The organism is Pseudomonas sp. GNP014, assembly GCF_054344005.1.
Genome location: NZ_JBTGUS010000001.1, coordinates 4,045,304 through 4,071,205 on the forward strand (window position 1 = coordinate 4,045,304; position 25,902 = coordinate 4,071,205).

The window sequence follows — 25,902 nt, forward strand, 5'->3', positions numbered from 1 at the left end:
ACGGGTGTCAACTAACCCACATTTGTCGTGCGGGCAATCCTCGTCTTAACTGTGGTCGAGTCTTTCTGCAATCACCGATAAAACCGACAAGAGGCGATGCAATGAGCAATCCGACCAAGGCAAGGAAAAGCGACAGCAGCGTTGATGCGTGGGCCATTCTGTTCCTGATCATTCTGGTGGTGGGAACGGCGGTATTCTGGGTCAGTCATCAATAAACGACCCATCCGGGCCCGTTTTCGACGATTGTCGGACAAAAGGCGGGATTACGTGCCAATAGCCGGTTGATCGGTGGCTATAATGCGCGGCCATTTTTCCCTGGGCCCGGATGTTCATGTTGAAAATTTTCCACCTCAGCCTGCTGCTGTTAGGGGCGCTGTTCGCGACCGCTGCCAGAGCGGAATCGGTGCTGTTCCTTAATCCGGGCTCGACACAGGAAGCCTTCTGGCTCAGCTATTCGCAATTCATGCAGGCGGCCGCCCGGGATCTGGGTATCGAGCTGCAGATTCTCTATGCCCAGCGTCAACCCGAATTGACCATCGCCCAGGCCCGGCTGGCGCTGCAAGGGCCGAATCGCCCCGACTACCTGATGTTCGTCAATGAGCAATACGTTGCCCCGCAGATTCTGCGTCTGGCGGAAAACAGCGGGGTGAAGCTGTTCATGGTTAACGCCGCGCTGACGCCCAACCAGCAAGCGCTGGTGGGGGAGCGACCCGATCGAATCGGTAGCCTGGTGCCGAACGACGAGGAGGGCGGTTACCTGATGATGAAGGAGTTGATTCGCCTGCATCCGCCGGTCGCGGCCAATGAAGAGATCGAGCTGCTGGCGTTCTCCGGTCTGAAAATCACGCCGTCGGCGCAACTGCGCGAACACGGCATGCAGCGCGCACTGGCCGAACACCCGCAAGTGCGCTTGCGGCAGATGGTCTACAGCGGCTGGATGCAGCAGCGGGCCTACGAACAGGCCCGGCAATTGTTCAGTCGTTATCCGAAGGTGTCGCTGGTGTGGTCGGCGAACGATGAAATGGCCTTCGGTGCGATGCGCGCGTTTGCCGAAACCGGGAAGACGCCGGGCAAAGACGCGCTGTTCAGCGCCGTCAACACATCACCCGCAGCCTTGCAGGCCGTGATCGACGGGCGCCTGAGCGCGCTGGTCGGTGGGCATTTCACGCTGGGCGGGTGGGCACTGGTCGAGTTGCATGATTATCAGCAGGGCGTCGATCTGAATCAGTACGGTGGGCGTGACCGGCAAATCCCTCTGTTGCAGCTGATCGACAAGCACCACGCCCGGCAAATGCTGGCGATGGGCAACACGCCGAACTATGGCGTGAGCTTCCGCAAACTCTCGGCCAAGGGCCGACCGTCTTCCTATCGCTACCCGTTCACTCTGCAAACCCTGATGCACTGAAGCCGCTCAGAGGCCGGCGAAGTGCAGCACCAGTTTGACGATGGCGAACAGGGTCAGCGCGAACACGGCCGTGAACAGAATGCCCAGGATCACGAAATGACTGGGTTTGCCATGGGTGAAATCCCTGGCCCGGTTTTTCCCGCTCTGCACCCCGAATGCCGCAGCCATGACGCTGTGCAGCATCTGCCAGAAGGTCGGTGGTTTGTTGTCGATTGGATCGTCCATATATCCCTCGTCGCGCACATTGACCTGTAGAGCATAGACAACCTGACGCGGTCCGGCAGTTTACACAGTCGGTTACCAATTTCTGTGCAAGCGATACCTATGTACCGCAAGTGCTCGCCACTGAGATGGTCTTCTTTTCACTCCATTAAAAGGAGTGAATATGATCAGTAATTCTTCGCCTCCAGGCTTGAGCGGGCCTGCGCCGTCCGTTCCGGTGAAACCGCTCGCCACCCGCAGCCTGCACGCCGACTTTCTTGAAAAATCGATACCCCGCTGGCTGACCGACGCCTCGACGCAACGCCGTCGGGCGCTGAAGGGCAGCCACACCGTCCTGCCATCGTGGTATCGGAACGCTTCGCCCGCCCGGCGTAAGGCGCTGGACGACAGCTCAACGGCCAGTCTCATCGCGCAAAACCGCCTGGATAAAACCCTGTCCTCGTTTCAGGACATCGAGGCCTTCGCCCGGCCGCTGCTGCTCAAGGCGCTGCGCGAGCAGTATCAAGTGCAGGTGGATGTCGACAACACCCTGTTGTGCCTGCGGCGCCCACTGCAGGTGGGTATTTTGGCCATTGAGCTGTCGTCGTTCGAGGTTCTGAAACTCTCGATGCTGGACGCCGCCCTGCATAACTTCGAGGCCGACGAATGCCGACCCGGGGCCTACCATGAAACCTCCGGTTTCGTTGTGGTGGGCACTTCGCCGGACACCTTCCATGCGGTGACCGTCAACGTGTCGGTCAGCCAGTTTCTGAGCCTGTGCCGTCACCTCGACATCGGCAAGCAATACCAGACTTACTTGCGCGGCTTCTTCCATCCGACGGATGCGGTGGCGGCAACGGCGTTCCGTCAGCAGTTCATCGCCAGTCAGAAAGCCGCGATGCGCGCGGCTGCCGAGCTGGCCCTCTTGAAAGAGGATATCGAGCCGGCGCACTACGCCATGATTGTGTCGGTCATCAACGATGAGCTGAATCCGTCGGTCGGCCATAAACCGGTCTGGTTCCGCGATCTGGCGGTCATGGACAAAAGGCTGACCGGATGTGTGGTGTTTTCGATCTGTGAAAAGTACCGCTACAGCGATGAGTGGGTTTTTTATATCCCCCATGACCCGGAGCATCCCTTCAAATGCTATCGCGGCGATCAGGCCACGGCGGAGTTCAAGCGCTTGCTCACAGCGCGACACGCTGGCAACGCCACGAGCGCCGAACCGACTGATTACCAGCGGTTCCTTAGTCAGTTCCTGCCTTACGAGGCGCGTGGGTATTATTTCAGTCAGTTCACCCGCAAGGCCGCCGACTCTCCGAGCGATTACTGGCGTTCACCCTGGCGCACGATTCTCGATCTGGGCGCCGGCGCAGCATTCACCCGGATCAGGGAGTTACCGCCGCCGCCAGCGGCGAAACTGGAACCGGAACCTGACCCTTACATTGCGCCGTCGATCTGGACACAGCGGCGCAGAGGCCTTTGGGAGGAAAACCAGAGCCTCTGGGAATACCTCTACACCGAGAGTTGCGCCAAGGTGCTGGCCGATGCTCGCAGCCACGCCGTGCCCAGCGCTGATGTCGATGTCAGGGCGCGCGATGCCAAACTGGCGCATCTGCTGCAAATCGGCATGCTCGGTCTGAACATGGTGTCGATGTTCGTGCCGGTGCTGGGGGAGGTCATGATGGTGGTGATGGCCGGTCAGTTGCTGTACGAAACCCTTGAGGGCGCAGTGGAGTGGGGCGAGGGCGACCGTAGGGCGGCCAAGGATCATTTGCTCGATGTAGCTGAAAACCTCGCGCAGATTGCGGTGATGGCCGGGGTGGGTGTCGGTGTGCGCAGGTTCTCGGCAGCCAGGCCTGAACCGGTGATCGAGCAATTGCATCCGGTAACCTTGCCCAATGGCGAAACCCGCCTCTGGAAGCCGGACCTCAGCGCTTATGAGTCCAGTGTCGTGCTGGATGCCAACGCTATGCCGAACGAAGCGGGGCAGTATGAGGTCGGTACGCAGACCTTCATTCGTCAGGGCGACCGCGTGTTTGAACAGTTTCTCGATGAGTCACTGGGCAAATGGCGAATCCGCCACCCGAGCGATACCACGGCCTATCAGCCGATTCTTGGCAGCAATGGCCGCGGCGCCTGGCGGCATACGCTGGAGCGCCCCCTGGAATGGGACCGTCTGACGCTGTTACGGCGCCTGGGGCACGAAACCGACGGGTTCTCCGATGCCGAGCTGATCAGGATTGCCGACGTCAGCGGCGTCAGTGACAACGCGTTGCGCAAGATGCACGTCGATCACGCGGTGCCGCCGCCGGCGTTGACCGACGCTCTGCGTCTGTTCAGGGCTGATGCGGGCGTCGACGAGGTCATCGAGCAACTGCGCGGAACCAGGCCGATCAACGAGAAATATCTCTACGCCTTGCCATTGATGACTGACCTGCCCACTTGGCCGTCGGGACGGGTGCTGGAGGTGTTCGAAGGGCCGCAGTTGAGCGGCGCGTCGGTCAAATACGGTGAGCGCTGGCGGGTGCCCGGTGTCGACGCCAGACCGGCGATTCGCTTGACGCGTTCGCAGGTCCTGGGCGGAGAACTGAACCGCCGGATTGTGGCCAGCCTCGATCAGGCTGAACTGGGGCAGCTGTTGCGCGGACGCGGCCCGCTGGCGCCCGACGCCCGGGCGCCAGCGCTCGGTGAATTGCTGGCGGAATACGCCAGCGGCCGCCAGTCGGCGATTTTCGACAGCCTTTATGCCGGCACGCCATCCTGGGACCGGCAGGTCACACTGCTGCAGCGAACCTGTCCCGGTCTCAGCGAGTCTGCCGCTCAGGAAGTGCTCCATCATGCCGCGGCGGATGATCTCGAGCGGCTCGCGCAGACCCGTCGTGTGCCGTTGCGCATGCTGGAGGAGGCGCGCTGGTATGCGCGACAGGGGCGGCAGACCCGGGCCTATGCGGGGCTGCGCAGCGACAATCAGGCATCGGCCGACAGTCGACGCCTGGCCTTGCAGATGTTGCAGCGGATGCCGGGCTGGCCCGACAACGTGCGTCTGGAAGTTCGCGATGGCAGTACGACCGGTGCATTGCTCGACAGCATCGGTGACGTGCCAGCCCTGCACAGGAAATTCCTGATCAAAAACGGCCCGCAGTTTCAGGCGTTCGATGAGCGGGGCGAGGCGCTCAACAGCCTGTCCAGGGAGGGTGACAATTTCTATGCGTCGATCCTGCACGCGCTGCCCGATGACGCTCGCCGTAGCCTGGGCATCCCCCATGTCGGTCAAGGCGCTGACTTGCAAAGCCGTATCATCGAGCAGGCCGGGCGCAATCGCGCAGATGTCCTGCAGGCCCTGGAGCCACAGGCGAAGTTGTTCAAGCCCCCCGTGCGGGTCAATGAGACCCTGGTCGGGTATTACGCCAGTGGTCGCGGCCAGGCATTCAACCCGCCACTCACAGCGAAGGTGCGCGATGTCTATCCGGGGCTGAGCGATGCGCAGGCCAACGAATTTATACGTCAGCAATCGCAGGCAGGTCTGTCCGAAGGGCAAATCTACAGCGAGTTGTTGCGCCGTGAGCAAGAATGGGCCGCGCAGAAGGCCACGCTTGAGGCGTGGATCGGGACGCCGGAGGTGGTGCCGCGCGATCCCTTTGGTCGACCGATGCCGGAAACCGCGCAACAACGCCGCAGGAATACCGCACAAGCATTTGAAACAAGCTGGCGTGCGGCACCGTTGGCCGCGCAAGAGCCGCGTGCTGCGCGCCTGGAGATCGACAGCGAAGACCTGTTGCCGACACTCACGGCGGATTTCAGCCACGTCCGTGAATTGTCGGTAAGCGGCAGCGGCCTGACCGATGCCAATGCCGATGGCTTTCTCGCACGATTCCAGGGCCTGGAAAAGCTCAGGATAGGCTCGCGTAGCGAGCTGTTCAGGTTCATACGTATACGTATTCAGGAATTGACCAACCTGCCACGTTCAGTCAGCAGGATGACCACGCTCAAAAGCCTGAGTTACGCGTCCCACATGAGCCTTCCTGCCGATTTTGCCCCGCGACTGGCACCACTCACGGCCCTTGAGGCGCTGGAAATAAAGATTTACGGCACAGACACGGTGTTCCCGGAGCGCTGTCTGGCATCGTTGGTGAATCTGAAAACCCTGACCCTCCACGCACCTCACATGACGCAGTGGCCGGTCGAAACACTCGATCTGCCCGCACTGGAACGATTTGATCTGAGCAACACGGCGATCAGCTCGATCCCTGAGGCGTTTTACACCGGGCATGAGAAGCAATGGGCGGGGTTGTCGCTGAATTGGCGAAAGGTCGCTTACGAGGACTTCACGCGTGCCTGCGAGTACGTCAAAAGCCACGAGGCGGCACTGGGCCACTTGATGGACGTGGAGCAGATGGTGCGCAGTTACGTCCAGGGCGAACTGCAATTTCTGATGGGCATACGCGGCTACCTCGATCCGCTCCCTGAGCGATTGCTCAACCTCGACCTTGAGGCCATTCAGGCGCTGAGTGTCGAGTACGCCGAGATATTCCGGCCGTTTCATGAGCCCATCCAGTCCTCGGGATTGCGCACGGCCAGACTGCTGCCGCTTTGGAACGAAGTGCCGAATTCCAGTTTGCTCAAAGCGCTGCAGAGTACCTGGCGCAATGGCGTGAGCCAGCGGTACGGTGTGCCCGTCAAGCAGGCACTGTTCGAGCTGCCGCCGGCGGACGCTTATCTGATCCTGCACGGTAGTCCCCGGTTCAAAACGCTGCCCGTGTTGCCCGCCGGAGCGTTTGACCATGTGAAGACAGTGCGCTTGCGTGAACTGGATGTACCTGCCGAGCATATTCGCGGTTTCGTTCAGGCATTCAGTGAAGCGCAAAGTCTAGAAATCGCTGACACCGAACTGACCGAAGTGCCGATCTCCTCCGCAGACTTGCCGCAATTGACCCGGTTGAATCTGGCCGGCAACAGCCTCTCTGTGACGCCGGTGGTACAGCAACAGTTGAACGCTCTGACGAACATCGAAGACCTCGACCTCAGCCATAACCCATTGGGCCAGCTCGACCTGGGTGCCTTGACCCGGCTCAAGACCGTGAATCTGCGGGCCACTCGGCTCAAGGCATGGCCAAGGGACGCAGAAAACATGGCCGGGTTGACCTGGATCGACCTGCGTGACAATGCGCTTGCACGTCTGCCGAAGCAGGTGCTTGCGCACCCGGACACGCTGATCAAAGTCAATCTGACGGGTAATCCGTTCACGGCGGATAGCGCGTCTGACCTGACGGCGGCGCTGCATCGGATTGAAACGGCGCAAGGTTTGCCTGCAGGTACGCTGCAACGCTTTGCGCAGGAATCGGTGCCCGAGGTGTTTCCGCCGTCGGAAACCGGCTGGAGCGTGAAGCAAGGCCTGTTGCCGCTGCCCCGGCACACGTCCGCGCCTGCAGATACCGTCGGGTTCGCTGCGCGTTTGCAGGCGCTCGATCCACTGTTGAGTCCGCAACGGGCGCTGCAGCACATTGCGCACCTGCGCAATGCCGGCCTCAGTGATCTGCAGATCGAAGGCCGGCTCAATGACTGGAAGCAGACGGGTGAAACACTGGCTGTCCAGTTGAACGGCTGGCTCTATATCCGCGAGTTCCAAACGTCGAGAAGGTTTGTGTCGGCGCAAAGTCGCAGCCTGGCGGCGAAACAGATTTACCGCTGCTGGCTGGACGGGCTGATCGCGCCAACCCAAGAGAATGGGCAAGTGCTGGATCTCATGAAGGCGCAAACAGGCGACTTACCGGCTTTGCCCGTGCAGTTTCCCGCGGTGACACGCCTTTTGCTCACCGGTGTACGGATCACTGAGCAAGGCTCGAACGGGTTTTTGAGGGCATTTCCCGCCGTCGACACACTGGTGCTCGATGGTAATGACCTAGAGGCGATACCGGATGCCGTGCGAGGCATGTCGCGGCTCGAACGGCTGGAGCTAAATAGCAACCGTTTCACGGACCCGCGAACGTTGTATGAAACGTTGCGAGGGGAGCGGTTGCGCTCGCTGAATGTGAGCAACAATCAGCTGGATACTTTCGATGTCAGTGCATTCGGTCGCCTCGAAACCCTGAACCTGGCGTACAACGGCCTTCATGCCTGGCCCGTCGGCGCCCTTGAGTCAGAGTATCTGCACACTTTGGATGTGCGGGGCAATCACCTGCAAATGATTCCGGCCGGTCTGTTCGACGGTGGTCATGAGATGCTGGCGCGCGGCACCCGCCTGGAAGAAAACAGTCAGTTGTCGCGCGACAGTCTGGAGCGCCTGCGCGATTACAGCATTGCCCACGGCGATGGCGATGTCATGGGGATTTCCCGCAATGAACTGGATCTGCGCATCGCCGCGGCTAACCGTCATCCGGACAGCTCCTCAGAGTCTGGCTCGAACTCGAACTCGGAATGGGACTCCGACAGCGAAGAAGACCTTGAGCAGGTCGACCCACAGGCCAATGTGGAGGAACTGGAGTCCATCGACAACCCGGCCACTTATGTCGCGCAGGATGCCCTTGAACCCTGGCTGGCCAATACGACTGGCACCTTGCGTGACGAGCATGCGGCACTGTGGCGGCAACTGGCCGAGGCAGACGGCTACGGACCGTTCTTTCATCTGCTCTGGACGCTGCGCGACACCAGCGATTTCAAGCTGTCGCATGCCCATCTGAGTTTTCGCGTGTGGGAGGTGATCCGGGCCGCCGCGGAAAACAGCGAGTTGCGCGAAAAGCTGTTTGTCGATGCGCAGACCCATGCGACGTGTGCCGATGGCCGTAGCCTGTCTTTCAGCGAGATGGAAACCCGGGTGTTCATATACAACGCCCTGCGCGATGTGCCCCGGTGGTCTTCGGATCGGCGCGGCCGGGCCTTGCTGGACCTGTCGCGGCAAATGTTTCGGCTGGAGCAGGTCGATCGCCTGGCCGAGCGCGCCGCTCTCGGTGAAGATCGAGCGGAAATTCGCCTGCAATACCGGATCGGCATGACCGCTGGCTGGCCGGATGGGCTGGAATTGCCCGGACAACCGCAACGGATGTTGTATGGCACACCCATTCATGGACAGGCACTGCTCGATGCACGTCGCACCGTGCTGGAGACCGAAGCGTCCGACGAGTTTCTGCGGAATCTGGTCTTGCGCGATTACTGGGTCCGCTACCTGGTAGAACGCAACCCTGAAACCTTCGCCACCCTTGAGCAAAATGCCACGCGACGACAGACTGAGGTCGAGGACTCGTATCCGGACTGGCAAAGCGATGCGCTGTCCAAAGAGCAGTACCAGACGGCGATGAACCTGCTGGAGATCGAACTGACCACTGCGCGCAACGAGAAACTGATCGAGTTGTCGCGTGGGGAAATCACGAGGCTGACAACCCTTGACGGGCCACCGCAGCAGGCGCGACCGGCTTCACCGCAGCCGGGCCCTTCATGGCGCCCGTGAACTGAGTGACCGGCAGGGCATGGGCGGCAACAGGCGTCCATGCCCTGGCAAGTCTCAGTTGTCGTAGCCCAGGTTCGGTGCGAGCCAGCGTTCGGTTACGCTCAGTTCCTGTCCCTTGCGCGAGGTGTAGCTCTGCACCTGGTCCTTGTCGACCTTGCCCACCGCAAAATATTGCGCCTGCGGATGGGCGAAGTACCAGCCGCTGACCGCTGCCGCCGGGAACATCGCGTAGTGTTCGGTGAGAAACACACCGCTGCGACCGGCGCGCATTTCGGCGGCCTCAGGGTCGAGCAGGGCAAACAGCGCGGCCTTCTCCGTGTGGTCCGGGCACGCCGGATAACCCGGAGCAGGGCGGATGCCGCTGTATTGCTCTTTGATCAGCGCCTCGTTGTCGAGGGTCTCGTCCTTGGCATAACCCCAGTGCTCTTTACGCACCTGCTGGTGCAGCCACTCGGCACATGCCTCGGCCAGACGGTCGGCGAGGGCCTTGACCATGATCGAGTTGTAATCGTCGCCGGCGTCCTGATAAGCCTTGGCCACTTCTTCGGCGCCGATACCGGCCGTGGTGATGAAACCACCGACGTAGTCGGTGACGTCGCTGTCTTTCGGGGCCACAAAGTCGGCCAGCGAGAAGTTCGGCTTGCCGTCGGTCTTGATGATCTGCTGACGCAGATGATGCAGTCTGGCCAACGGCTTGCCGTCATCGCCGTACAGCTCGATGTCGTCGTCATGCACCTGATTGGCCGGCCAGAAGCCGAACACCGCGCGGGCGCTGATCAACTTTTCGTCGATCAGCTTGGCGAGCATTTCCTGGGCGTCCTTGTACAGCGCGGTGGCGGCTTCACCGACCACTTCGTCTTCGAGGATGCGCGGGAACTTGCCGGCCAGGTCCCAGGAAATGAAGAACGGTGTCCAGTCGATGTACTCGGCGAGGACCTTGAGGTCGATATTGTCCAGCACCTTGCTGCCGGTAAAGGTCGGTTTGACCGGCTGGTAATTCGCCCAGTCGAACTGCGGTTTCTTGGCAATGGCAGCGGCGTAGCTCAGACGCTCGGTACGGGCGCTGCGGTTGGAGGTGCGCTCACGCACATCGACGTATTCCAGGCGCGTCTTCTCGACGAAACCGGCCTTCAACTCCTTGGACAGCAATTGCGTTGCCACACCTACCGCACGGGAGGCGTCGGTCACGTAGACCACGGCATCGTTGCTGTACTTCGGCTCGATTTTCACCGCGGTGTGCGCCTTGGAGGTGGTCGCGCCACCGATCATCAGCGGCAGGTGGAAATCCTGGCGCTGCATTTCCCGAGCGACATGAACCATTTCGTCCAGCGACGGTGTGATCAGGCCGGAGAGGCCGATGATGTCGCACTTTTCTTCCTTGGCCACCTGCAGAATCTTCTCGGCCGGCACCATCACGCCAAGGTCGACGATGTCATAGCCGTTACAGCCCAGCACCACGCCGACGATGTTCTTGCCGATGTCGTGCACGTCTCCCTTCACCGTAGCCATGAGGATCTTGCCCTTGGCTTCGGGCTTGTCGCCTTTTTCCAGTTCGATGAACGGGATCAGGTGGGCCACCGCCTGCTTCATCACGCGGGCGGATTTCACCACTTGCGGCAGGAACATTTTGCCGGCGCCGAACAGGTCACCGACGATGTTCATGCCGGACATCAGCGGGCCTTCGATCACTTCGATCGGACGGGCGAACGACTGGCGCGATTCTTCGGTGTCTTCGACGATGTGGGTGGTGATGCCCTTGACCAGCGCATGCTCCAGACGCTTGTTGACGTCCCAGCTGCGCCACTCTTCGGTTTCCGCTTCCTTGACGCTGCCGTCGCCCTTGTATTTGTCGGCGATGGCGAGGAGGGCGTCGGTGCCTTCCGGCGTGCGGTTGAGGATCACGTCTTCAACGGCGTCGCGCAGCTCCTGCGGGATCTGGTCGTAGATCTCCAGCTGACCGGCGTTGACGATGCCCATGGTCAGGCCGGCGCGGATCGCGTAGAGCAGGAACACCGAGTGGATCGCCTCGCGCACCGGGTTGTTGCCACGGAACGAGAACGACACGTTGGACACGCCGCCGGAGCTCAGGGCATACGGCAGCTCATCGCGGATGTAGGCGCAGGCGTTGATGAAGTCCACGGCGTAGTTGTTGTGTTCCTCGATACCGGTGGCCACGGCGAAGATGTTCGGGTCGAAGATGATGTCTTCCGGCGGGAAGCCGACTTCGTTGACCAGAATGTCGTAGGAGCGTTTGCAGATCTCTTTCTTGCGCGCTTCGGTGTCGGCCTGGCCGGCTTCGTCGAACGCCATCACCACCACGGCGGCACCGTAGCGCTTGCACAGCTTGGCGTGATGGATGAACTGCTCGACGCCTTCTTTCATGCTGATCGAGTTGACGATGCCCTTGCCTTGAATGCACTTGAGGCCGGCTTCGATCACTTCCCATTTCGACGAGTCGATCATGATCGGCACGCGAGAGATATCTGGTTCACCGGCGATCAGATTGAGGAAGGTCACCATGGCCTTCTTCGAATCGAGCATGCCTTCGTCCATGTTGATGTCGATCACCTGCGCACCGGCCTCGACCTGCTGCAGGGCGACCTCCAGGGCTTCGGTGTAGTTGTCTTCACGGATCAGACGGGCGAACTTGGCGGAACCGGTGATGTTGGTGCGCTCGCCGACGTTGACGAACAACGAGCTGCGATCAATGGTGAACGGCTCCAGACCGGACAGGCGGCAGGCCTTGGGAATGTCTGGAATCTGTCGCGGTGCGTAACCGGCCACGGCTTTGGCGATCGCTTCGATATGGCCCGGGGTGGTGCCGCAGCAACCGCCGACGATGTTGAGGAAACCGCTCTGGGCGAATTCTTCGATGACCTTGGCGGTTTGCGATGGCAGTTCGTCGTACTCGCCGAATTCGTTCGGCAGACCCGCGTTCGGGTGCGCCGAAACGTGGGTGCTGGCCTTGTTCGACAGCTCTTCCAGGTAGGGGCGCAGTTCACTGGCGCCGAGGGCGCAGTTGAGACCCACGGAAATCGGTTTGGCGTGGGCCACGGAGTTCCAGAACGCTTCGGTGGTCTGGCCCGACAGGGTGCGGCCGGAAGCGTCGGTGATGGTTCCGGAAATCATGATCGGCAGTTCGATGTGCAGCTCTTCGAACACCCCTTGTACGGCGAAGATCGCCGCTTTGGCGTTGAGGGTGTCGAAAATGGTTTCGATCAGGATCAGGTCGACGCCGCCCTCGATCAGGCCTTTGGTGGCCTCGGTGTAGTTCTCCACCAGTTCATCGAAGGTGACGTTGCGGTAACCGGGGTTGTTGACGTCAGGCGACAGCGAACAGGTACGGCTGGTCGGGCCGAGTACCCCGGCGACGAAGCGTGGCTTGGCCGGGTTCTCGGCGGTCTTGGCGTCAGCCACCTTGCGCGCCAGGCGTGCGCCTTCTACGTTTAGTTCGTACGCCAGTTCTTCCATGCCGTAGTCGGCCATGGAAATCCGTGTGGCGTTGAAGGTGTTGGTTTCGAGGATGTCGGCGCCGGCATCCAGATAGGCTTTCTCAATGCCGCCGATCACATCCGGACGGGTGATCACCAACAGGTCGTTGTTGCCCTTGACGTCACTCGGCCAGTCTGCGAAGCGTTTGCCGCGATAATCCTGTTCTTCGAGCTTGTAGCTCTGGATCATCGTGCCCATACCGCCATCGAGAATCAGGATGCGCTCTTTGAGAGCTTGCTTGAGAGCTTGAAGGCGAACGCTGCGATCGGACATTGGGACTACTCGAAAAGACCATGACGAAGGGCCGGGATCATAACAAACCTGTGCGGTTTTGGAGCATGCGGCGGTTTTGCATGAATATCGCTCATGTTGGTGCGGGCGTCATCCTGTAGAATCGCGACGTTTTTTTCAGGATCGGGATCAAGGGCATGTCGTACCGCGTCATCAGCATATTTTTGCTGTTTTTAAGCTGGGGCGCTGCTGCGCAAGATCCCACTATTTCCTATACCCGTGATATTCAGCCGATCTTCACCGAAAAGTGCGTGGCCTGCCATGCGTGCTACGACTCCGCCTGTCAGCTGAACCTGGGCAGTGGTGAAGGCGCCGCCCGTGGCGCGAGCAAGATGCCGGTGTATGACGGCGAGCGGACTCAGGCCGCGCCGACCACCCGACTGTTCTACGACGCTTTTGGCAAGCGTGCCTGGCAGCAGAAAGACTTCTATTCGGTGCTCGATGCCCAAGGCAGTCAGGCGGCGCTGATGGCGCGCATGCTGGAGTTGGGGCACAAAACCCCGTTGACCCCGAATGCCAAACTCCCTGAAGACATCGTCCTCGGCCTGCAACGGGAAAACATGTGCGCGATGCCCGCCGAGTTCGAAGGCTATGCCGGCGCTCATCCGAAAGAAGGCATGCCACTGGCGGTGACCGGTCTGACCGATCAGCAATACCAGACGCTGCAACGCTGGCTGGCGTCCGGTGCGCCAATTGACGAGCAAGGCCTGGCGCCCAGCGCCAAAGAGGCACTGCAGATCGTGCAGTGGGAAAACCTGCTCAACACCCCCGGTGCCCGTCAGAGTCTGGTCGGACGCTGGCTGTACGAGCACTGGTTTCTCGCGCACCTGTATTTCAAGGACGGCGAGCCAGGGCATTACTTCCAGTGGGTGCGTTCGCGCACACCGACCGGCCAGCCGATCGACCTGATTGCCACCCGCCGTCCGAACGATGATCCGGGTACTCAGGTGTACTACCGCTTGTGGCCCGTGCAAGGGGTGATCGTGCACAAGACCCACATCACCTATCCGCTGAGCGCGGCGAAGATGGCGCGGGTCAAAAGCCTGTTCTACAGCGGCAACTGGCAGGTCAACGCTTTGCCGGGGTATGGACCGCAGAGCCGGGCCAACCCGTTTGCCACGTTCGAGGCGATCCCGGCACAGGCGCGTTATCAGTTCATGCTCGATAACGCCGAGTACTTCGTTCGCACCTTCATTCGCGGGCCGGTGTGCCGGGGGCAGATCGCGACCGACGTGATCCGCGACAACTTCTGGGCGCTGTTCCAGGCGCCGGAGCACGACCTGTATATCACCGACCCGAACTATCGCGGCCATGCCACACCGTTGCTGGCGATGCCGGGGCAGAACGATGACGTCGGCAGTGTCCTCAGCCTGTGGCGCAACTACCGCGACAAGCGTAACGAGTACGAGGCCCTGCGCCGCGACAGCTACGCCGACCAACCGCCGCCGAGCTGGTCGACCCTGTGGGCCGGCAACGACAATGCGCTGCTGAGCATCTTCCGCCACTTCGACAGCGCCTCGGTGACCAAAGGCCTGATCGGCGAAGTGCCACAGACTATGTGGCTGTTCGATTATCCGCTGCTGGAGCGCACCTATTACCAGTTGGCGGTCAACTTCGATGTGTTCGGCAACGTCTCCCATCAGGCGCAGACCCGCCTGTATTTCGACCTGATCCGCAACGGCGCCGAGCAGAATTTCCTGCGTCTGATGCCGGCCGATTCCCGTGAGGACTACCTCGACGATTGGTACCAGAGCAGCGGTCAGTTCAAGATGTGGCTCGATTATGAGGCGATCGACGACGACAAGCCGACCGGGCTGAAACTCGCAGGGAAAGACCCCAAATATGACTTCGCCATGCAGTTGCTGGCGCGTTACGGCGATCTCAATGCGCGGCCTGATCCGATCAACCGGTGCGACGGCGCGTATTGCTCGCGGCCGAATATCGACCCGGCGCTGCAGAATGCCGAACAGGCCCTCAGTCGCCTGACATCGCGCCCGGCTGCCGGCTTGAAGGTGATCGAACAACTGCCGGAAGCAACGATGTTGCGCATCGAGACCGCCAGCGGCAAGCGCGAGGTCTACAGCTTGCTGCGCAATCGCGCGCACAGCAACGTGGCGTTCCTGTTGGGCGAGTCGCTGCGCTATCAGCCGGGGCTCGACACCTTGACCATTTATCCTGGGGTACTCAGCAGTTATCCGAACTTCATGTTCAATATTCCGGCCGATCAGGTACCCGCGTTTGTTGACGCCATGGAGCATGCCAAGGACGCCGACCGCTTCGAGAAAATCGTCGAACGCTGGGGTATTCGTCGCAGTCATCCGCAATTCTGGTTCTATTTTCACGACCTGAGTCAGTACATGCACGAAACCGAGCCGGTGGAAGAGGGCGTACTGGACATGAACCGCTACGAGAATCTTTGATCGTTTGAGGGGGACCTGCTGTCCCAATACCTGGCGACACCGCGAAACTATTGTAGGAGTGAGCCTGCTCGCGATCGCGGTGTGTCAGGCGCATCACATGTTGATCGGGCTGACGCCATCGCGAGCAGGCTCACTCCTACAAGGTATCGGCGGTGGTTTCGAGCGATCTGGTCAGGAGCGGTCAATGTTGATTTCAGTGCAAGCCCTGCGTGCACTTGCCGCCTGGACGGTGGTTTGCCACCACTTCATGCAGATTTTCTTCGACTTCAAGGCACGTGGGCCGCTGGGGCAGTTGTTCATCGACAAAGGCGCGGTGGGGGTCGATATCTTCTTCGTCATCAGCGGCCTGGTGATTTTCCTCTCCACTGAGGGTAAGTCGCTGCCGCCGACGCGGTTTCTGCTGTACCGGCTGTTTCGCATCGTCCCGGCGTATTGGCTGTACACGTTGCTGATGGCGTTGCTGGTGGTGTTCGCTCAACCGCTGTTGCCGGATCAGTCGCTGGACTGAAACCATCTGCTCCTGTCGCTGCTCTTCATCCCGACCGAAAATCCCGGTGGCTACGGCATTTATCCAACGCTCAATGTCGGCTGGACGCTCAATTACGAAATGCTCTTCTACGTGCTGTTCGCCTGGGCTCTGCTGTTTCGCCTGGAAGTGCGGCTGCTGGTGGTCGCGGCGTTGCTGTTCGCGGTCAGTCAGGCGTGGACCGGGTTTGGCTGGATCAGCGCGTTCTATCGCTCGGATATCGTCTATGAGTTTTTGCTGGGGATCGCCATCGGCATGCTCTACCGCCGTGGCTGGATCGGTGCCGGCCTGTGGCTGCCGTTGCTGGGAATCGGCGCGGCGTTGCTGGCCATTTATCACCTCGCGCCGGCGCCAAGGCTATTGAACTGGGGCGTGCCGAGCGCGGTGCTGGTGCTGTCGTGCATGGCGCTGGAGCGTTATGTCGAGCGCAGCCGAGTGCTCAAGCTGCTCGGCGACTGCTCCTATTCGGTGTACCTGATGCATGTGCTGGTGCTGTCGGCCGGTGGTTTCCTCGCGCAGCGCTACGGTATCAACCCGTATTTGATGTTTGGCGTCTGTGTACTGGCCATCGGCGTCGGTTCGTGGCTGAGCTACGAATGGGTGGAAAAACGCAGTTATCGCTGGCTCAAGGCGCGAGTGGACGACGAGCCGGTCGAGAATCTTTCCCGACAAAAATACTAGGACTTTGTCCGGCGCAACGATTGGCGTAAACTGCGCCCAAGCCTGCGAGGAGTTTCCATGACCGCTATTACCATTACCGACGCCGCCCACGATTACCTGGCTGATCTGCTGTCCAAGCAGAACACCCCGGGCATCGGCATCCGCGTCTTCATCACCCAGCCTGGCACCCAGTACGCCGAAACCTGCATTGCCTATTGCAAGCCGGGCGAAGAAAAACCCGAAGACACCGCGCTGGGGCTGAAAAGCTTCACCGCTTACATTGATTCGTTCAGCGAAGCGTTTCTCGACGACGCCGTTGTCGACTACGCCACCGACCGCATGGGCGGCCAGCTGACCATCAAGGCGCCGAACGCCAAAGTGCCGATGGTCAACGCCGACAGTCCGGTCAACGAGCGGATCAACTACTACCTGCAGACCGAAATCAACCCGGGGCTGGCCAGCCACGGCGGTCAGGTCAGCCTGATCGATGTGGTTGAGGATGGCATTGCCGTGCTGCAGTTTGGCGGCGGTTGCCAGGGCTGTGGCCAGGCGGACGTCACCCTCAAGGAAGGCATCGAGCGCACCTTGCTTGAGCGCATTCCCGAGCTGAAAGGTGTTCGCGACGTGACCGACCACACGCAGAAAGAAAACGCCTACTACTAATTAAGGTGTTCACTGCGGACATGAAAAACGGCGCCCCGTGAGCGCCGTTTTTTTATGCACTTGATTAATGAGTGCCTGTTTATTGTGTGGTGAGGGGATTTATCCCCGATGGGTTGCGAAGCAGCCCCAGAAAAGGAACTGCTGCGCAGTTCATCGGGGATAAATCCCCTCGCCACAGGTTGTACCCAATCCCATATGATTCAGGGCCTGTACAGGTGCGCATGCCCCGCGCGATACAACGATGACTCGCTAAACACCTCACTGCCTAACACCCGTCCAACCAGAATCAGCGCCGTACGCCGAAATCCTTTGGCTGCAACCTTCCCGGCAATATCCGCCAGCGTCCCCACCACCCAGTCCTGATCCGGCCACGTCGCCCGGTGAATCACCGCAATCGGGCAATCCGCGCCGTAGTGCGGCCGCAGCTCCACGAGGATTTTCTCCAGATGATTGACCCCCAGATGAATCGCCATGGTCGCGCCATGCTGCGCCAGACTGGCGAGTTCTTCGCCCGCCGGCATCGCGGTTTTGTCGGCATAACGGGTCAGAATCACGCTCTGCGACACATCCGGCAGGGTGAGTTCGGCGCCTAACAACGCCGCACACGCCGCTGTTGCCGTCACGCCGGGGATGATCTCGAACGGAATGTTCAGCTCGCGCAGATGGCGAATTTGCTCGCCGATCGCGCCGTACAGGCTCGGATCGCCCGAATGCACGCGCGCCACATCCTGACCGTTGGCATGGGCGACCTTGATCAACTCAATGATCTGCTCCAGATGCAATTCGGCGCTGTTGACCACGGTCTCCGCCTGATGCCCCTCCAGCACCGCCGCCGGGACCAGCGAGCCTGCATAGATGATCACCGGGCAGCGACGGATCAGCCGCTGGCCTTTGACGGTGATCAATTCCGGGTCGCCGGGGCCGGCGCCGATGAAGTAGACGGTCATCGTGGAATCCTTTGAAAACAGCCGCAGCAACCCTTCAGATGAAGATTGCTCATGATCGAGGGCGGGGATTATCGGGGGTTTACGCAGCGCCGGCCAAGGCCAACGTCGCCTGGGCGTATTTTTGACGGGAAATCAGCAGCTTTGCCGGGGCCTGAATCAGTTGTTCGGCCAGGGCCAGGGCGGCACTTTCCGCCACGCCGTAACAACCGGTTCGCTCGTAGGCGATTTGCGAGTGGTGACTGAGCCGTTGCTGATAACCGGCCAGTTCTGCGCTGCTGAAGTACAGCAACGGCAGAGCCAGTTGTGCGGCAAGTTCCTGCAAACCCGGTTCATCACGCTTGAGGTCGATACTGGCCAGGGCCTTGACTGCCTCAAGTTCAATGCGATGGGCCTGCAAGGCCTGATCGAGTAACGCGCGCAGCGTGCTGGCCGGGCAGCCACGCTGGCAGCCCAGGCCGACCACAAAGGTCGACGCTGCGCGGTCATTCATCATAAGTGGTAGTGACCATCGCTTTTGCGGCGGAACAACCACGCGCTGATCAGGCCCAGGGCCAGCCAGAACGCCACGTTGGTCAACTGCGAAGCGATTTTGAACTGGGCTTCAAGTGCTTCAGGGGCGAGCATGGAGTGCACTTCCGGTTGTGGCGCGCCAATCACATGGGGCACCGCAAGGATCGCTACCCCGAGGATCTTCATCACCCATGGACGGCTGAAGGCGATCAGCGCGAGGCCGACGGCCGTGGACGCGGCGGTACCGATCCACCACAGCTGCCGCGAGGCCAGATCGGCGGCAGCGGTGCCGGGCAGTTCAGGCGGCAGGCCCAGCGTCGGAGCGAGGACGAAGGTGGCGTAACCGGCCAGGCCCCAGAGCAGGCCTTGCGAGGTTTTGGTCGGTGCACGCAGGGTGTACAGACCGGCGAGCATCAGCGCGAAACCGACCGCCACCACCAGATTGCCGCCGGTGGTCGAGGCCACACGCTGCCAGCCGTCTTCCGGCTCCCAGGCTTCGGCGTCGTGGGTGTGCGCCGCGGTGCCGGCAGCGTGTTCGTGGACCGCAACAACCGGTTCGGCTTTTTCAAAGGTTTCAGCCTGCAGAATCAGTGGTGAAACCCAGAAGCTCTGCAGCAGCGTCAGGAGCAGGGCGGCCAGCAGCCCGGTAAAACCTGCGGTTTGCGCAATACGCTTGATCATGTCGGCAGGTCTCAGTGGCACGGGAACGCGGCGCTGTGGCGGGTATCGTGAGCGGCGTTGTGCACCGCTTCGATGTGCGAAAAACCGGCGAAGTAGACGAGGCCGGCACCGAGGATCGAGGTGAAGAACGCCGCGATCAGGCGTTGGCTCAGTGTGGCGGTGCTGGCGATTTTGTCTGTGTTGCTGGCGGTGCTGCTGATGATCGACATGGCGCTTCCCTCTGGAGTGTCAGCGGGTGAATAGAGCGCATGAAAACCCCTGCGAGTCAGGCACGCAGAGGTTCGAACAGCGCCCGCCCACCGCGGGTTGTCAGGTTCAGCGACGCAAATGCGCGCTGTGTGTTGCGGGCCGGTCTCCGGGCTCACGAGGGGTTGGCGTCAGGCCGACTTGCAAGCGTCACCTTCCCATGCCGCAGGGACACAGTGGATCTGACACTTCGCTCGCTTACCGTTGCGGGGGCAGCACCGGACTGACATGGCTTTGAGTAAAGCACATGATTCACCGGTTTCCCGTTTCACCCTGTGAAGGGCACCCGTAACAAGTTGTGTAGGAGAGCATGTGGGGGGGAATTTAGTCAATTGAATGGGCATATCCGTTGCTGCGGGTGTTGTTGATTGGGCTCCCGCCCTTACGGTGGGTCACTTTTTCCAGACGCCGGAATGCCGGCCCAGCGAAAAATAACCAAAAAGGCTGCCCCCGGCGTCAGTCTGCAAGAGCCTGGTCGGCTTTCAGGCCGCCATCGCTGGCAAGCCAGCTCCCACAGGGATTGAGGTCAACGGGTAGACGTTGGTCGTCTGGCTGGTCGTCATCGCGAGCAGGCTTACTCCTACAGGTGGATCGCGAGCAGTCTGCGAGAGCTTGGTCGGCTGTCAGGCCGCTATCGCTGGCAAGCCAGCTCCCACAGAAAAGCAAAGGCAGCCCACAGCACACAGCACACAGCCCTTGCTTCTCACCACTCAACACAATGAGCGTTAGCTCGAGTACCGCTTTTGATCTCAGCGCCCGTCGGCAGGCTGAGTGGAGGGATTTAGCCGGGGGTGGGAGCGTAGCGACCGTTTGGCGCAGCCAAACACATCGAGAGGAGGTGCAGCGCAGCAAACCGGAGGCGATGCCCCCCGGATAGATCCCGGAGCGAAGGGACCCGAGCCTAGGCGAGGGCCGAACGTCAGGGTAAAGCCTTTTTGGTTACTTTTTCGGCGTCTGGAAAAAGTGACCCGCCGTAAGGGCGGAACCCTAATCAGCAACACCCGCAGAAACGGATACACCCCCAATCCAAACATTGACCCATCCCCACACCATGCGTAGCCTTGCGCTTTCGAGGTTCTTCGGCACATGCCGAAGCTAAGAAGGGAACGCGGTCAAAGCCGCGGCTGCCCCCGCAACTGTGAACGGTGAAGTTCGCTGCCACGCCACTGCCAGCTCGATCAAAGAGCCAGCGGGAAGGCGCAGCGAATGCCAGGCCAAGCCTGAACGCCGTCAGCCAGGAGACCTGCCTCGTCACAGATTCTCACTACAACCGGGCGGGGTGATCCGGTGGCGAACGCTTCCGGCGCGCATGCGCGTTGCCGGTTCTCGTCCCGTATGCCCGCCGATTTGCCAAAGGGCATACCGATGAAAACACTGGCCAAACTCCCCGTCACCATCGTTACCGGCTTCCTCGGTTCGGGCAAAACCACGCTGCTGCGGCACATGCTCGACAACGCCCAGGGCCGTCGTATCGCGGTGATCGTCAACGAGTTCGGCGAGTTGGGCATCGACGGCGAAATCCTCAAGCAATGCACCATCGGTTGCACCGAAGAAGAAGCCACCGGCCGGGTCTACGAACTGGCCAATGGCTGCCTGTGCTGCACCGTTCAGGAAGAGTTCTTCCCGGTGATGCGCGAACTGGTGGCCCGTCGCGGCGATCTCGACCATATCCTCATCGAAACTTCCGGGCTGGCCCTGCCAAAACCGCTGGTGCAGGCTTTCCAGTGGCCGGAAATCCGCAGCGCCTGCACTGTTGATGCGGTGATCACCGTGGTCGACAGCCCGGCCGTGGCCGCCGGCACTTTCGCTGCGTTCCCGGATCAGGTCGATGCCCAGCGCAAACTCGATCCGAACCTCGATCATGAATCGCCGCTGCACGAACTGTTCGCCGATCAACTGGCCAGCGCTGACCTCGTCATTCTGAACAAAGCCGACCAGACCAGCCCTGAAGATCTGGCGCGTGTACGCGCTGAAGTCGCCGAAGAACTGCCGCCGGCGGTGAAAATCATCGAAGCGAGCAACGGTCGTCTGCCGCTGGACGTGCTGATCGGCCTCGGCGCCGGTTCCGAAGAACACATCGACAGCCGCCACAGCCATCATGATCACCACCATGGTGAAGGCGATGACGACCACGATGACCATGATCACGACGCCTTCGATTCGATCTCCATCGAACTGCCGCAAGCCGACGAAAGCCTGCTGCTCGACGCCCTGACGCAGCTGGTGGTCAAGCACGGCATCCTGCGTGTCAAAGGTTTCGCCGCCATTCCGAACAAGCCAATGCGCCTGCTGATTCAAGGCGTGGGCACGCGTTTCGACAAGCATTTCGACCGTCAGTGGGGCGCCGATGAAGCGCGCGTCACCCGTCTGGTGTTGATCGGTCAGGAACTCGACGCCGCACAACTCGAAGCGCAACTGCGCGCCGCGCTCAGCGTTTAAACCATGCACCTGCTCAGGACCCAGCCCGGCGGTTTCGTGTCGGATGACAACATTGCCGACCTTGGCCAAACCCCCGCCGAGCTGGTGATCCTGTGCAGCGGCGATTCCAGCCTGGCGCTGCTCGCCGAAGCCGCGCAGCAATTGCCCGAGGATTACCCGAGCCTGCGTCTGGCCAACCCGATGCAGGTGCAGAATCACGCGTCGGTCGATCTGTACGTCGACGAGGTGTTACGCCACGCCAAGGTGATTCTGATCTCGCTGCACGGCGGCATCGCTTATTGGCGCTACGGCGTCGAGCGGCTGGTCGAGCTGTCGGAGCGCGGCGTGCAGGTGATTCTGGTACCGGGCGATGATCGCCCCGACCCGGAGCTCAGTGACCTGAGCACCGTGCCCGCCGAAGATCGCGACCGCCTCTGGCAATTCCTGCGTCAGGGTGGCCTGGGCAATGCGCTGGATTTCTTTCATTGCCTGGCCAACCGCTGGCTCGCCCGTGATTACCCGTGGGGCGAGCCGCAAGCCTTGCCGCGCACGGCGATTTATCACCCGGACAAAACCAGCGCCGCACTGGCTGACTGGCAAGCCGACTGGCTGCCGGAATGCCCGGTGGCGGCGGTGTTGTTTTATCGCTCGCATTTGCAGGCGGCCAACACCGCGTTCATCGACGTGTTCTGCCAGCGCTTGCAGGCAGCGGGGCTCAATCCGCTGCCGATCGCCGTCGCCAGTCTGAAAGAGCCGGGCTGCCTGAGCGTGGTCGAGGATTGGCTGGATGAAGTCGAGGCAGGGGTCATTCTCAATACCACCGGTTTCGCCCAGTCCAGCCCGGAAGCCCCGCACCTGCGGCCGTTTCGCCGCAACATTGCGGTGATTCAGGCCATCTGCGCCCAGGACAACGAGCCCGGCTGGCGCGACAGCGAGCAGGGGCTGGGCCCGCGCGATCTGGCGATGCACATTGCCTTGCCGGAACTCGACGGACGCATCATCAGTCGGCCGATCAGCTTCAAGGATCTGGCCTGGCGCAGCGAGCGCAGCCAGTCCGATGTGGTCTGTTACCGCGCGCAGCCCGAACGCATGGATTTCGTCGCTGAACTGGCGCGGCGCTGGATCGACCTCGCGCGGGTGCCGAATGCCGGTAAGCGCATCGCACTGGTTCTCGCCAATTACCCGACCCGTGACGGCCGCATCGGCAACGGTGTCGGTCTCGACACGCCGGCGGCGGCGCTGAACATCCTGCGTGCGTTGCAGGCTGAGGGATATCCGGTCGCGGCAGAGCTGCCGGGCAGCGGCACCGAGTTGATTCAGCAATTGCTCGGTGGCGTCAGCAACGACCTCGAGACGATTGATCTGCGCCCGTGCCAGCAAAGTCTGGCGATGGATGATTACCTGGCCCAGTTCAACGCACTGCCCGAGGCCAATCGCACGGCCGTGGCCGAGCGCTGGGGAGCGCCGCAAAACGATCCGATGTGCCGCGACGCACGCATGATGATCGCCGGCCTGCGCTTCGGTCTGACTTTTGTCGGCATTCAACCAGCGCGCGGCTATCAGGTCGATCCGAGCGCGGTGTATCACGACCCGGATCTGGTGCCGCCCCACGGCTATCTGGCGTTCTATTTCTGGTTGCGCAAGACCTACGGCGCCCACGCGGTGATCCACGTCGGCAAGCACGGGAACCTCGAATGGCTGCCGGGCAAGGGCGTCGGCCTCTCGGAAAACTGCTGGCCGGACGCACTGCTCGGGCCGCTGCCGAACATATATCCGTTTATCGTCAACGATCCGGGCGAGGGCGCCCAGGCCAAACGGCGCACGCAAGCGGTGATCATCGACCACCTGATGCCGCCGCTGACCCGCGCCGAAACCTACGGCCCGCTGCGTAATCTGGAGCTGCTGGCCGACGAGTATTACGAAGCGCAACTGCTCGATCCGCGCCGCGCCCGCGAGTTACAGCGCGACATTCTGCAACTGGTGCGCGATACGCAGATCGACCGCGAACTGCAACTCGATGCCGCGCTGGACAGCGATGCCGACGCAGCGATCTGGTTGCCGCGCCTCGATACGTATCTGTGTGATCTGAAGGAATCGCAGATCCGCGACGGTCTGCACATTTTTGGCGAATCGCCGACCGGGCGTTTGCGGAACGATACGTTGCTCGCGCTGCTACGGATTCCACGAGGCGACGGCAAAGGCGCGCAATCAAGCCTGTTGCGAGCACTCGCCAAAGCGTTCGAACTCGGATTCGATCCACTCGATTGTGCGCTGGCCGATCCATGGACAGGCCCGCGTCCCGAGGCGCTGCAATCGCAAAGCGACGAAGTCTGGCGCACTGCCGGCGACACCCGCGAACGCCTCGAACTGTTTGCTTCGGACCTGATCTCCCAAACACTACAAATCCCCTGTAGGAGTGAGCCTGCTCGCGATGGCGGTGTGTCAGCCAACATTGAGTCCACTGACACACTGCTATCGCAAGCAGGCTCACGCCTGCAAGGACCGCGTTGGGCGGAGGTCAGTGCAATCATCGACCATCTGCGCGAAGTCGTCGCGCCACGCCTCGATGCCTGCGGCCCGGCAGAAATGCGCGGTCTGCTCGACGCCCTCAGCGGTCGCTTCGTCCCCGCTGGCCCGAGCGGCGCGCCCAGCCGTGGCCGTCTCGACGTGTTGCCCACCGGACGCAACTTCTATTCGGTGGACGTGCGCAACCTGCCGACCACCACCGCGTGGCGTATCGGTTTCCAGTCGGCCACATTGATTCTCGAGCGGCACCTGCAGGATCACGGTGATCACCTGCGTCAGCTCGGCCTGTCGGTGTGGGGCACCGCGACCATGCGCACCGGCGGTGATGACATTGCTCAGGCCATGGCCCTGATGGGCGTGCGTCCGGTGTGGGCCACCGGCAGTCAACGGGTGGATGATTTCGAGATTCTGCCGCTGAGCCTGCTTGATCGTCCGCGAGTCGATGTGACGCTGCGGGTATCGGGTTTCTTCCGCGATGCCTTTGCCAACCTGATCCGCCTGTTCGACGCCGCCGTGCAAGCCGTGGCGGCGCTGGACGAACCGGACGATCTCAATCCGCTGGCCGCCAGGGTGCGTGCCGAACGCGAAGCCTTGCTGCAATCGGGCCTCGACGAAGACACGGCGCGGCGTCAGGCCGGATGGCGGATTTTCGGCGCCAAACCCGGTGCCTACGGGGCCGGTGTGCAAGGCGCGATTGATGGACGTCTGTGGCAAACCCGCGAGGATCTCGCCGAGGTCTACTTGAATTGGGGCGCCTACGCCTATGGCGGTGCCGACGAAGGCACCGCCGCCCGCGAGCAACTCGTCCAGCGCCTGAGTCAGGTGCAGGCAGTGTTGCAGAATCAAGACAATCGCGAGCACGACCTGCTCGATTCCAACGATTATTACCAGTTCCAGGGTGGCATGCTCGCGGCGGTGGAAACCTTGCGTGGCGAAGCGGCGGTCAGTTACCACGGTGATCACAGTCAGCCGGACTTGCCAAAGATTCGTACCCTGAAAGAAGAGCTGAACCGGGTGATCCGCTCGCGTGCGGCGAATCCGAAGTGGATCGACGGGGTCAAGCGCCACGGCTATAAAGGCGCGTTTGAACTGGCGGCGACGGTCGATAACCTGTTCGCGTTCGACGCCACCACGCAATTGATTGATGATCACCAGTACGCATTGCTGGCCGATGCCTACCTGCTGGACCCGGCCACCCGGGATTTTGTTCGCGAGCATAACCCGCATGCGTTGCGCGACATGACCGAGCGGATGCTGGAAGCGCAGCAGCGCGGGATGTGGCAGGAGCCTGGGGCTTATAAAGAAGCGCTGGAGAATCTGCTGCTGGATATTGAGGAAGATATGTAACCGGCCAAAAGCTACCCTCAGCCCAGTCCTCTCCCGGAGGGAGAGGGAGCCGATTTGCGTTGCTGTCGAAGTCTGAGTTCGGCCCGACGTATCAGGTCGACGGAATTCGAAAGAACACCTGGGTC

Annotated in this window: 12 protein-coding genes, 1 pseudogene and 2 riboswitches; of the genes and pseudogenes, 7 read left to right on the forward strand and 6 right to left on the reverse strand. The window is 61.2% G+C overall.

Annotation, left to right across the window (positions count from 1 at the left end; genetic code table 11):
* The first annotated feature begins 331 nt into the window (after nucleotides 1–331).
* A complete protein-coding gene (locus ACXX9E_RS18145; protein WP_186745810.1) occupies nucleotides 332–1,405 on the forward strand; it encodes an ABC transporter substrate-binding protein in 1,074 nt (357 codons plus the stop codon).
* A 6-nt stretch (nucleotides 1,406–1,411) separates the two neighbouring features.
* Here the strand turns inward: ACXX9E_RS18145 and ACXX9E_RS18150 are convergent, their stop codons facing one another.
* The gene (locus tag ACXX9E_RS18150) at nucleotides 1,412–1,630 is read right to left on the reverse strand and encodes a DUF2970 domain-containing protein (protein WP_123468196.1); all 219 of its coding nucleotides are present in this window, start codon (nucleotides 1,628–1,630) and stop codon (nucleotides 1,412–1,414) included.
* A gap of 160 nt (nucleotides 1,631–1,790) precedes the next feature.
* Here ACXX9E_RS18150 and ACXX9E_RS18155 point away from each other — a divergent pair, with 160 nt between their 5' ends.
* Nucleotides 1,791–9,050 carry an NEL-type E3 ubiquitin ligase domain-containing protein gene (locus ACXX9E_RS18155; RefSeq protein WP_458555847.1) on the forward strand — a complete coding sequence of 2,420 codons (7,260 nt, stop codon included), beginning with the start codon at nucleotides 1,791–1,793 and terminating at the stop codon, nucleotides 9,048–9,050.
* 54 nt (nucleotides 9,051–9,104) lie between these two features.
* Here ACXX9E_RS18155 and metH read toward each other — a convergent pair whose 3' ends face one another.
* Nucleotides 9,105–12,815: a methionine synthase gene (gene metH, locus ACXX9E_RS18160; RefSeq protein WP_123468200.1), complete on the reverse strand. Its 3,711-nt coding sequence runs from the start codon at nucleotides 12,813–12,815 to the stop codon at nucleotides 9,105–9,107.
* A gap of 155 nt (nucleotides 12,816–12,970) precedes the next feature.
* Here metH and ACXX9E_RS18165 point away from each other — a divergent pair, with 155 nt between their 5' ends.
* The 3 genes and pseudogenes from ACXX9E_RS18165 to nfuA all read left to right on the forward strand — a co-directional run bounded on the left by ACXX9E_RS18165 (nucleotide 12,971) and on the right by nfuA (nucleotide 17,102).
* A complete protein-coding gene (locus tag ACXX9E_RS18165; RefSeq protein WP_128614769.1) occupies nucleotides 12,971–15,253 on the forward strand; it encodes a fatty acid cis/trans isomerase in 2,283 nt (760 codons plus the stop codon).
* A 184-nt stretch (nucleotides 15,254–15,437) separates the two neighbouring features.
* Nucleotides 15,438–16,460 (forward strand): annotated as a pseudogene (locus tag ACXX9E_RS18170) (acyltransferase family protein).
* 57 nt (nucleotides 16,461–16,517) lie between these two features.
* Nucleotides 16,518–17,102, forward strand: coding sequence for a Fe-S biogenesis protein NfuA (gene nfuA / locus ACXX9E_RS18175; protein WP_003225494.1), 585 nt, complete (start codon nucleotides 16,518–16,520; stop codon nucleotides 17,100–17,102).
* Between the two features lie 200 nt (nucleotides 17,103–17,302).
* On the opposite strand, the gene cobM is transcribed toward nfuA, so the two are convergent.
* The 4 genes from cobM to ACXX9E_RS18195 all read right to left on the reverse strand — a co-directional run bounded on the left by cobM (nucleotide 17,303) and on the right by ACXX9E_RS18195 (nucleotide 19,449).
* A complete protein-coding gene (cobM, locus tag ACXX9E_RS18180) occupies nucleotides 17,303–18,049 on the reverse strand; it encodes a precorrin-4 C(11)-methyltransferase (protein ID WP_458555848.1) in 747 nt (248 codons plus the stop codon).
* A 79-nt stretch (nucleotides 18,050–18,128) separates the two neighbouring features.
* Nucleotides 18,129–18,542 carry a cobalamin biosynthesis protein gene (locus ACXX9E_RS18185; protein ID WP_123468208.1) on the reverse strand — a complete coding sequence of 138 codons (414 nt, stop codon included), beginning with the start codon at nucleotides 18,540–18,542 and terminating at the stop codon, nucleotides 18,129–18,131.
* Complete coding sequence (locus ACXX9E_RS18190; protein ID WP_458555849.1) at nucleotides 18,539–19,240, reverse strand: CbtA family protein; 702 nt, start codon at nucleotides 19,238–19,240, stop codon at nucleotides 18,539–18,541. Before ACXX9E_RS18190 ends, ACXX9E_RS18185 begins: the two co-directional genes overlap by 4 nt.
* Nucleotides 19,241–19,251: 11 nt before the next feature.
* Nucleotides 19,252–19,449 (reverse strand): CbtB domain-containing protein, encoded by a 198-nt coding sequence (locus ACXX9E_RS18195; RefSeq protein WP_458555850.1) that lies wholly within the window; start codon nucleotides 19,447–19,449, stop codon nucleotides 19,252–19,254.
* A 120-nt stretch (nucleotides 19,450–19,569) separates the two neighbouring features.
* Nucleotides 19,570–19,791, reverse strand: a riboswitch (cobalamin riboswitch).
* Between the two features lie 750 nt (nucleotides 19,792–20,541).
* Nucleotides 20,542–20,751, forward strand: a riboswitch (cobalamin riboswitch).
* 100 nt (nucleotides 20,752–20,851) lie between these two features.
* Between ACXX9E_RS18195 and cobW the strand changes: the two genes are divergently transcribed.
* Together cobW and cobN are read left to right on the forward strand one after the other, a co-directional pair.
* On the forward strand, nucleotides 20,852–21,925 hold the full coding sequence (cobW, locus tag ACXX9E_RS18200) for a cobalamin biosynthesis protein CobW (RefSeq protein ID WP_034154301.1): 1,074 nt from the start codon (nucleotides 20,852–20,854) through the stop codon (nucleotides 21,923–21,925).
* Between the two features lie 3 nt (nucleotides 21,926–21,928).
* Entirely contained in the window at nucleotides 21,929–25,777 is a 3,849-nt protein-coding gene (cobN, locus tag ACXX9E_RS18205) for a cobaltochelatase subunit CobN (RefSeq protein WP_458555851.1), read from the forward strand.
* Nucleotides 25,778–25,902 lie beyond the last annotated feature (125 nt).

Bases quoted from the DNA above. Each gene is read 5' to 3' on its own strand.
- metH (WP_123468200.1), bottom strand. From the start codon at position 12,815: ATGTCCGATCGCAGCGTTCGCCTTCAAGCTCTCAAGCAAGCTCTCAAA.
- cobN (WP_458555851.1), top strand. From the start codon at position 21,929: ATGCACCTGCTCAGGACCCAGCCCGGCGGTTTCGTGTCGGATGACAAC.
- ACXX9E_RS18190 (WP_458555849.1), bottom strand. From the start codon at position 19,240: ATGATCAAGCGTATTGCGCAAACCGCAGGTTTTACCGGGCTGCTGGCC.
- ACXX9E_RS18145 (WP_186745810.1), top strand. From the start codon at position 332: ATGTTGAAAATTTTCCACCTCAGCCTGCTGCTGTTAGGGGCGCTGTTC.
- ACXX9E_RS18165 (WP_128614769.1), top strand. From the start codon at position 12,971: ATGTCGTACCGCGTCATCAGCATATTTTTGCTGTTTTTAAGCTGGGGC.
- cobW (WP_034154301.1), top strand. From the start codon at position 20,852: ATGAAAACACTGGCCAAACTCCCCGTCACCATCGTTACCGGCTTCCTC.
- ACXX9E_RS18195 (WP_458555850.1), bottom strand. From the start codon at position 19,449: ATGTCGATCATCAGCAGCACCGCCAGCAACACAGACAAAATCGCCAGC.
- nfuA (WP_003225494.1), top strand. From the start codon at position 16,518: ATGACCGCTATTACCATTACCGACGCCGCCCACGATTACCTGGCTGAT.
- ACXX9E_RS18185 (WP_123468208.1), bottom strand. From the start codon at position 18,542: ATGATGAATGACCGCGCAGCGTCGACCTTTGTGGTCGGCCTGGGCTGC.
- ACXX9E_RS18150 (WP_123468196.1), bottom strand. From the start codon at position 1,630: ATGGACGATCCAATCGACAACAAACCACCGACCTTCTGGCAGATGCTG.
- cobM (WP_458555848.1), bottom strand. From the start codon at position 18,049: ATGACCGTCTACTTCATCGGCGCCGGCCCCGGCGACCCGGAATTGATC.
- ACXX9E_RS18155 (WP_458555847.1), top strand. From the start codon at position 1,791: ATGATCAGTAATTCTTCGCCTCCAGGCTTGAGCGGGCCTGCGCCGTCC.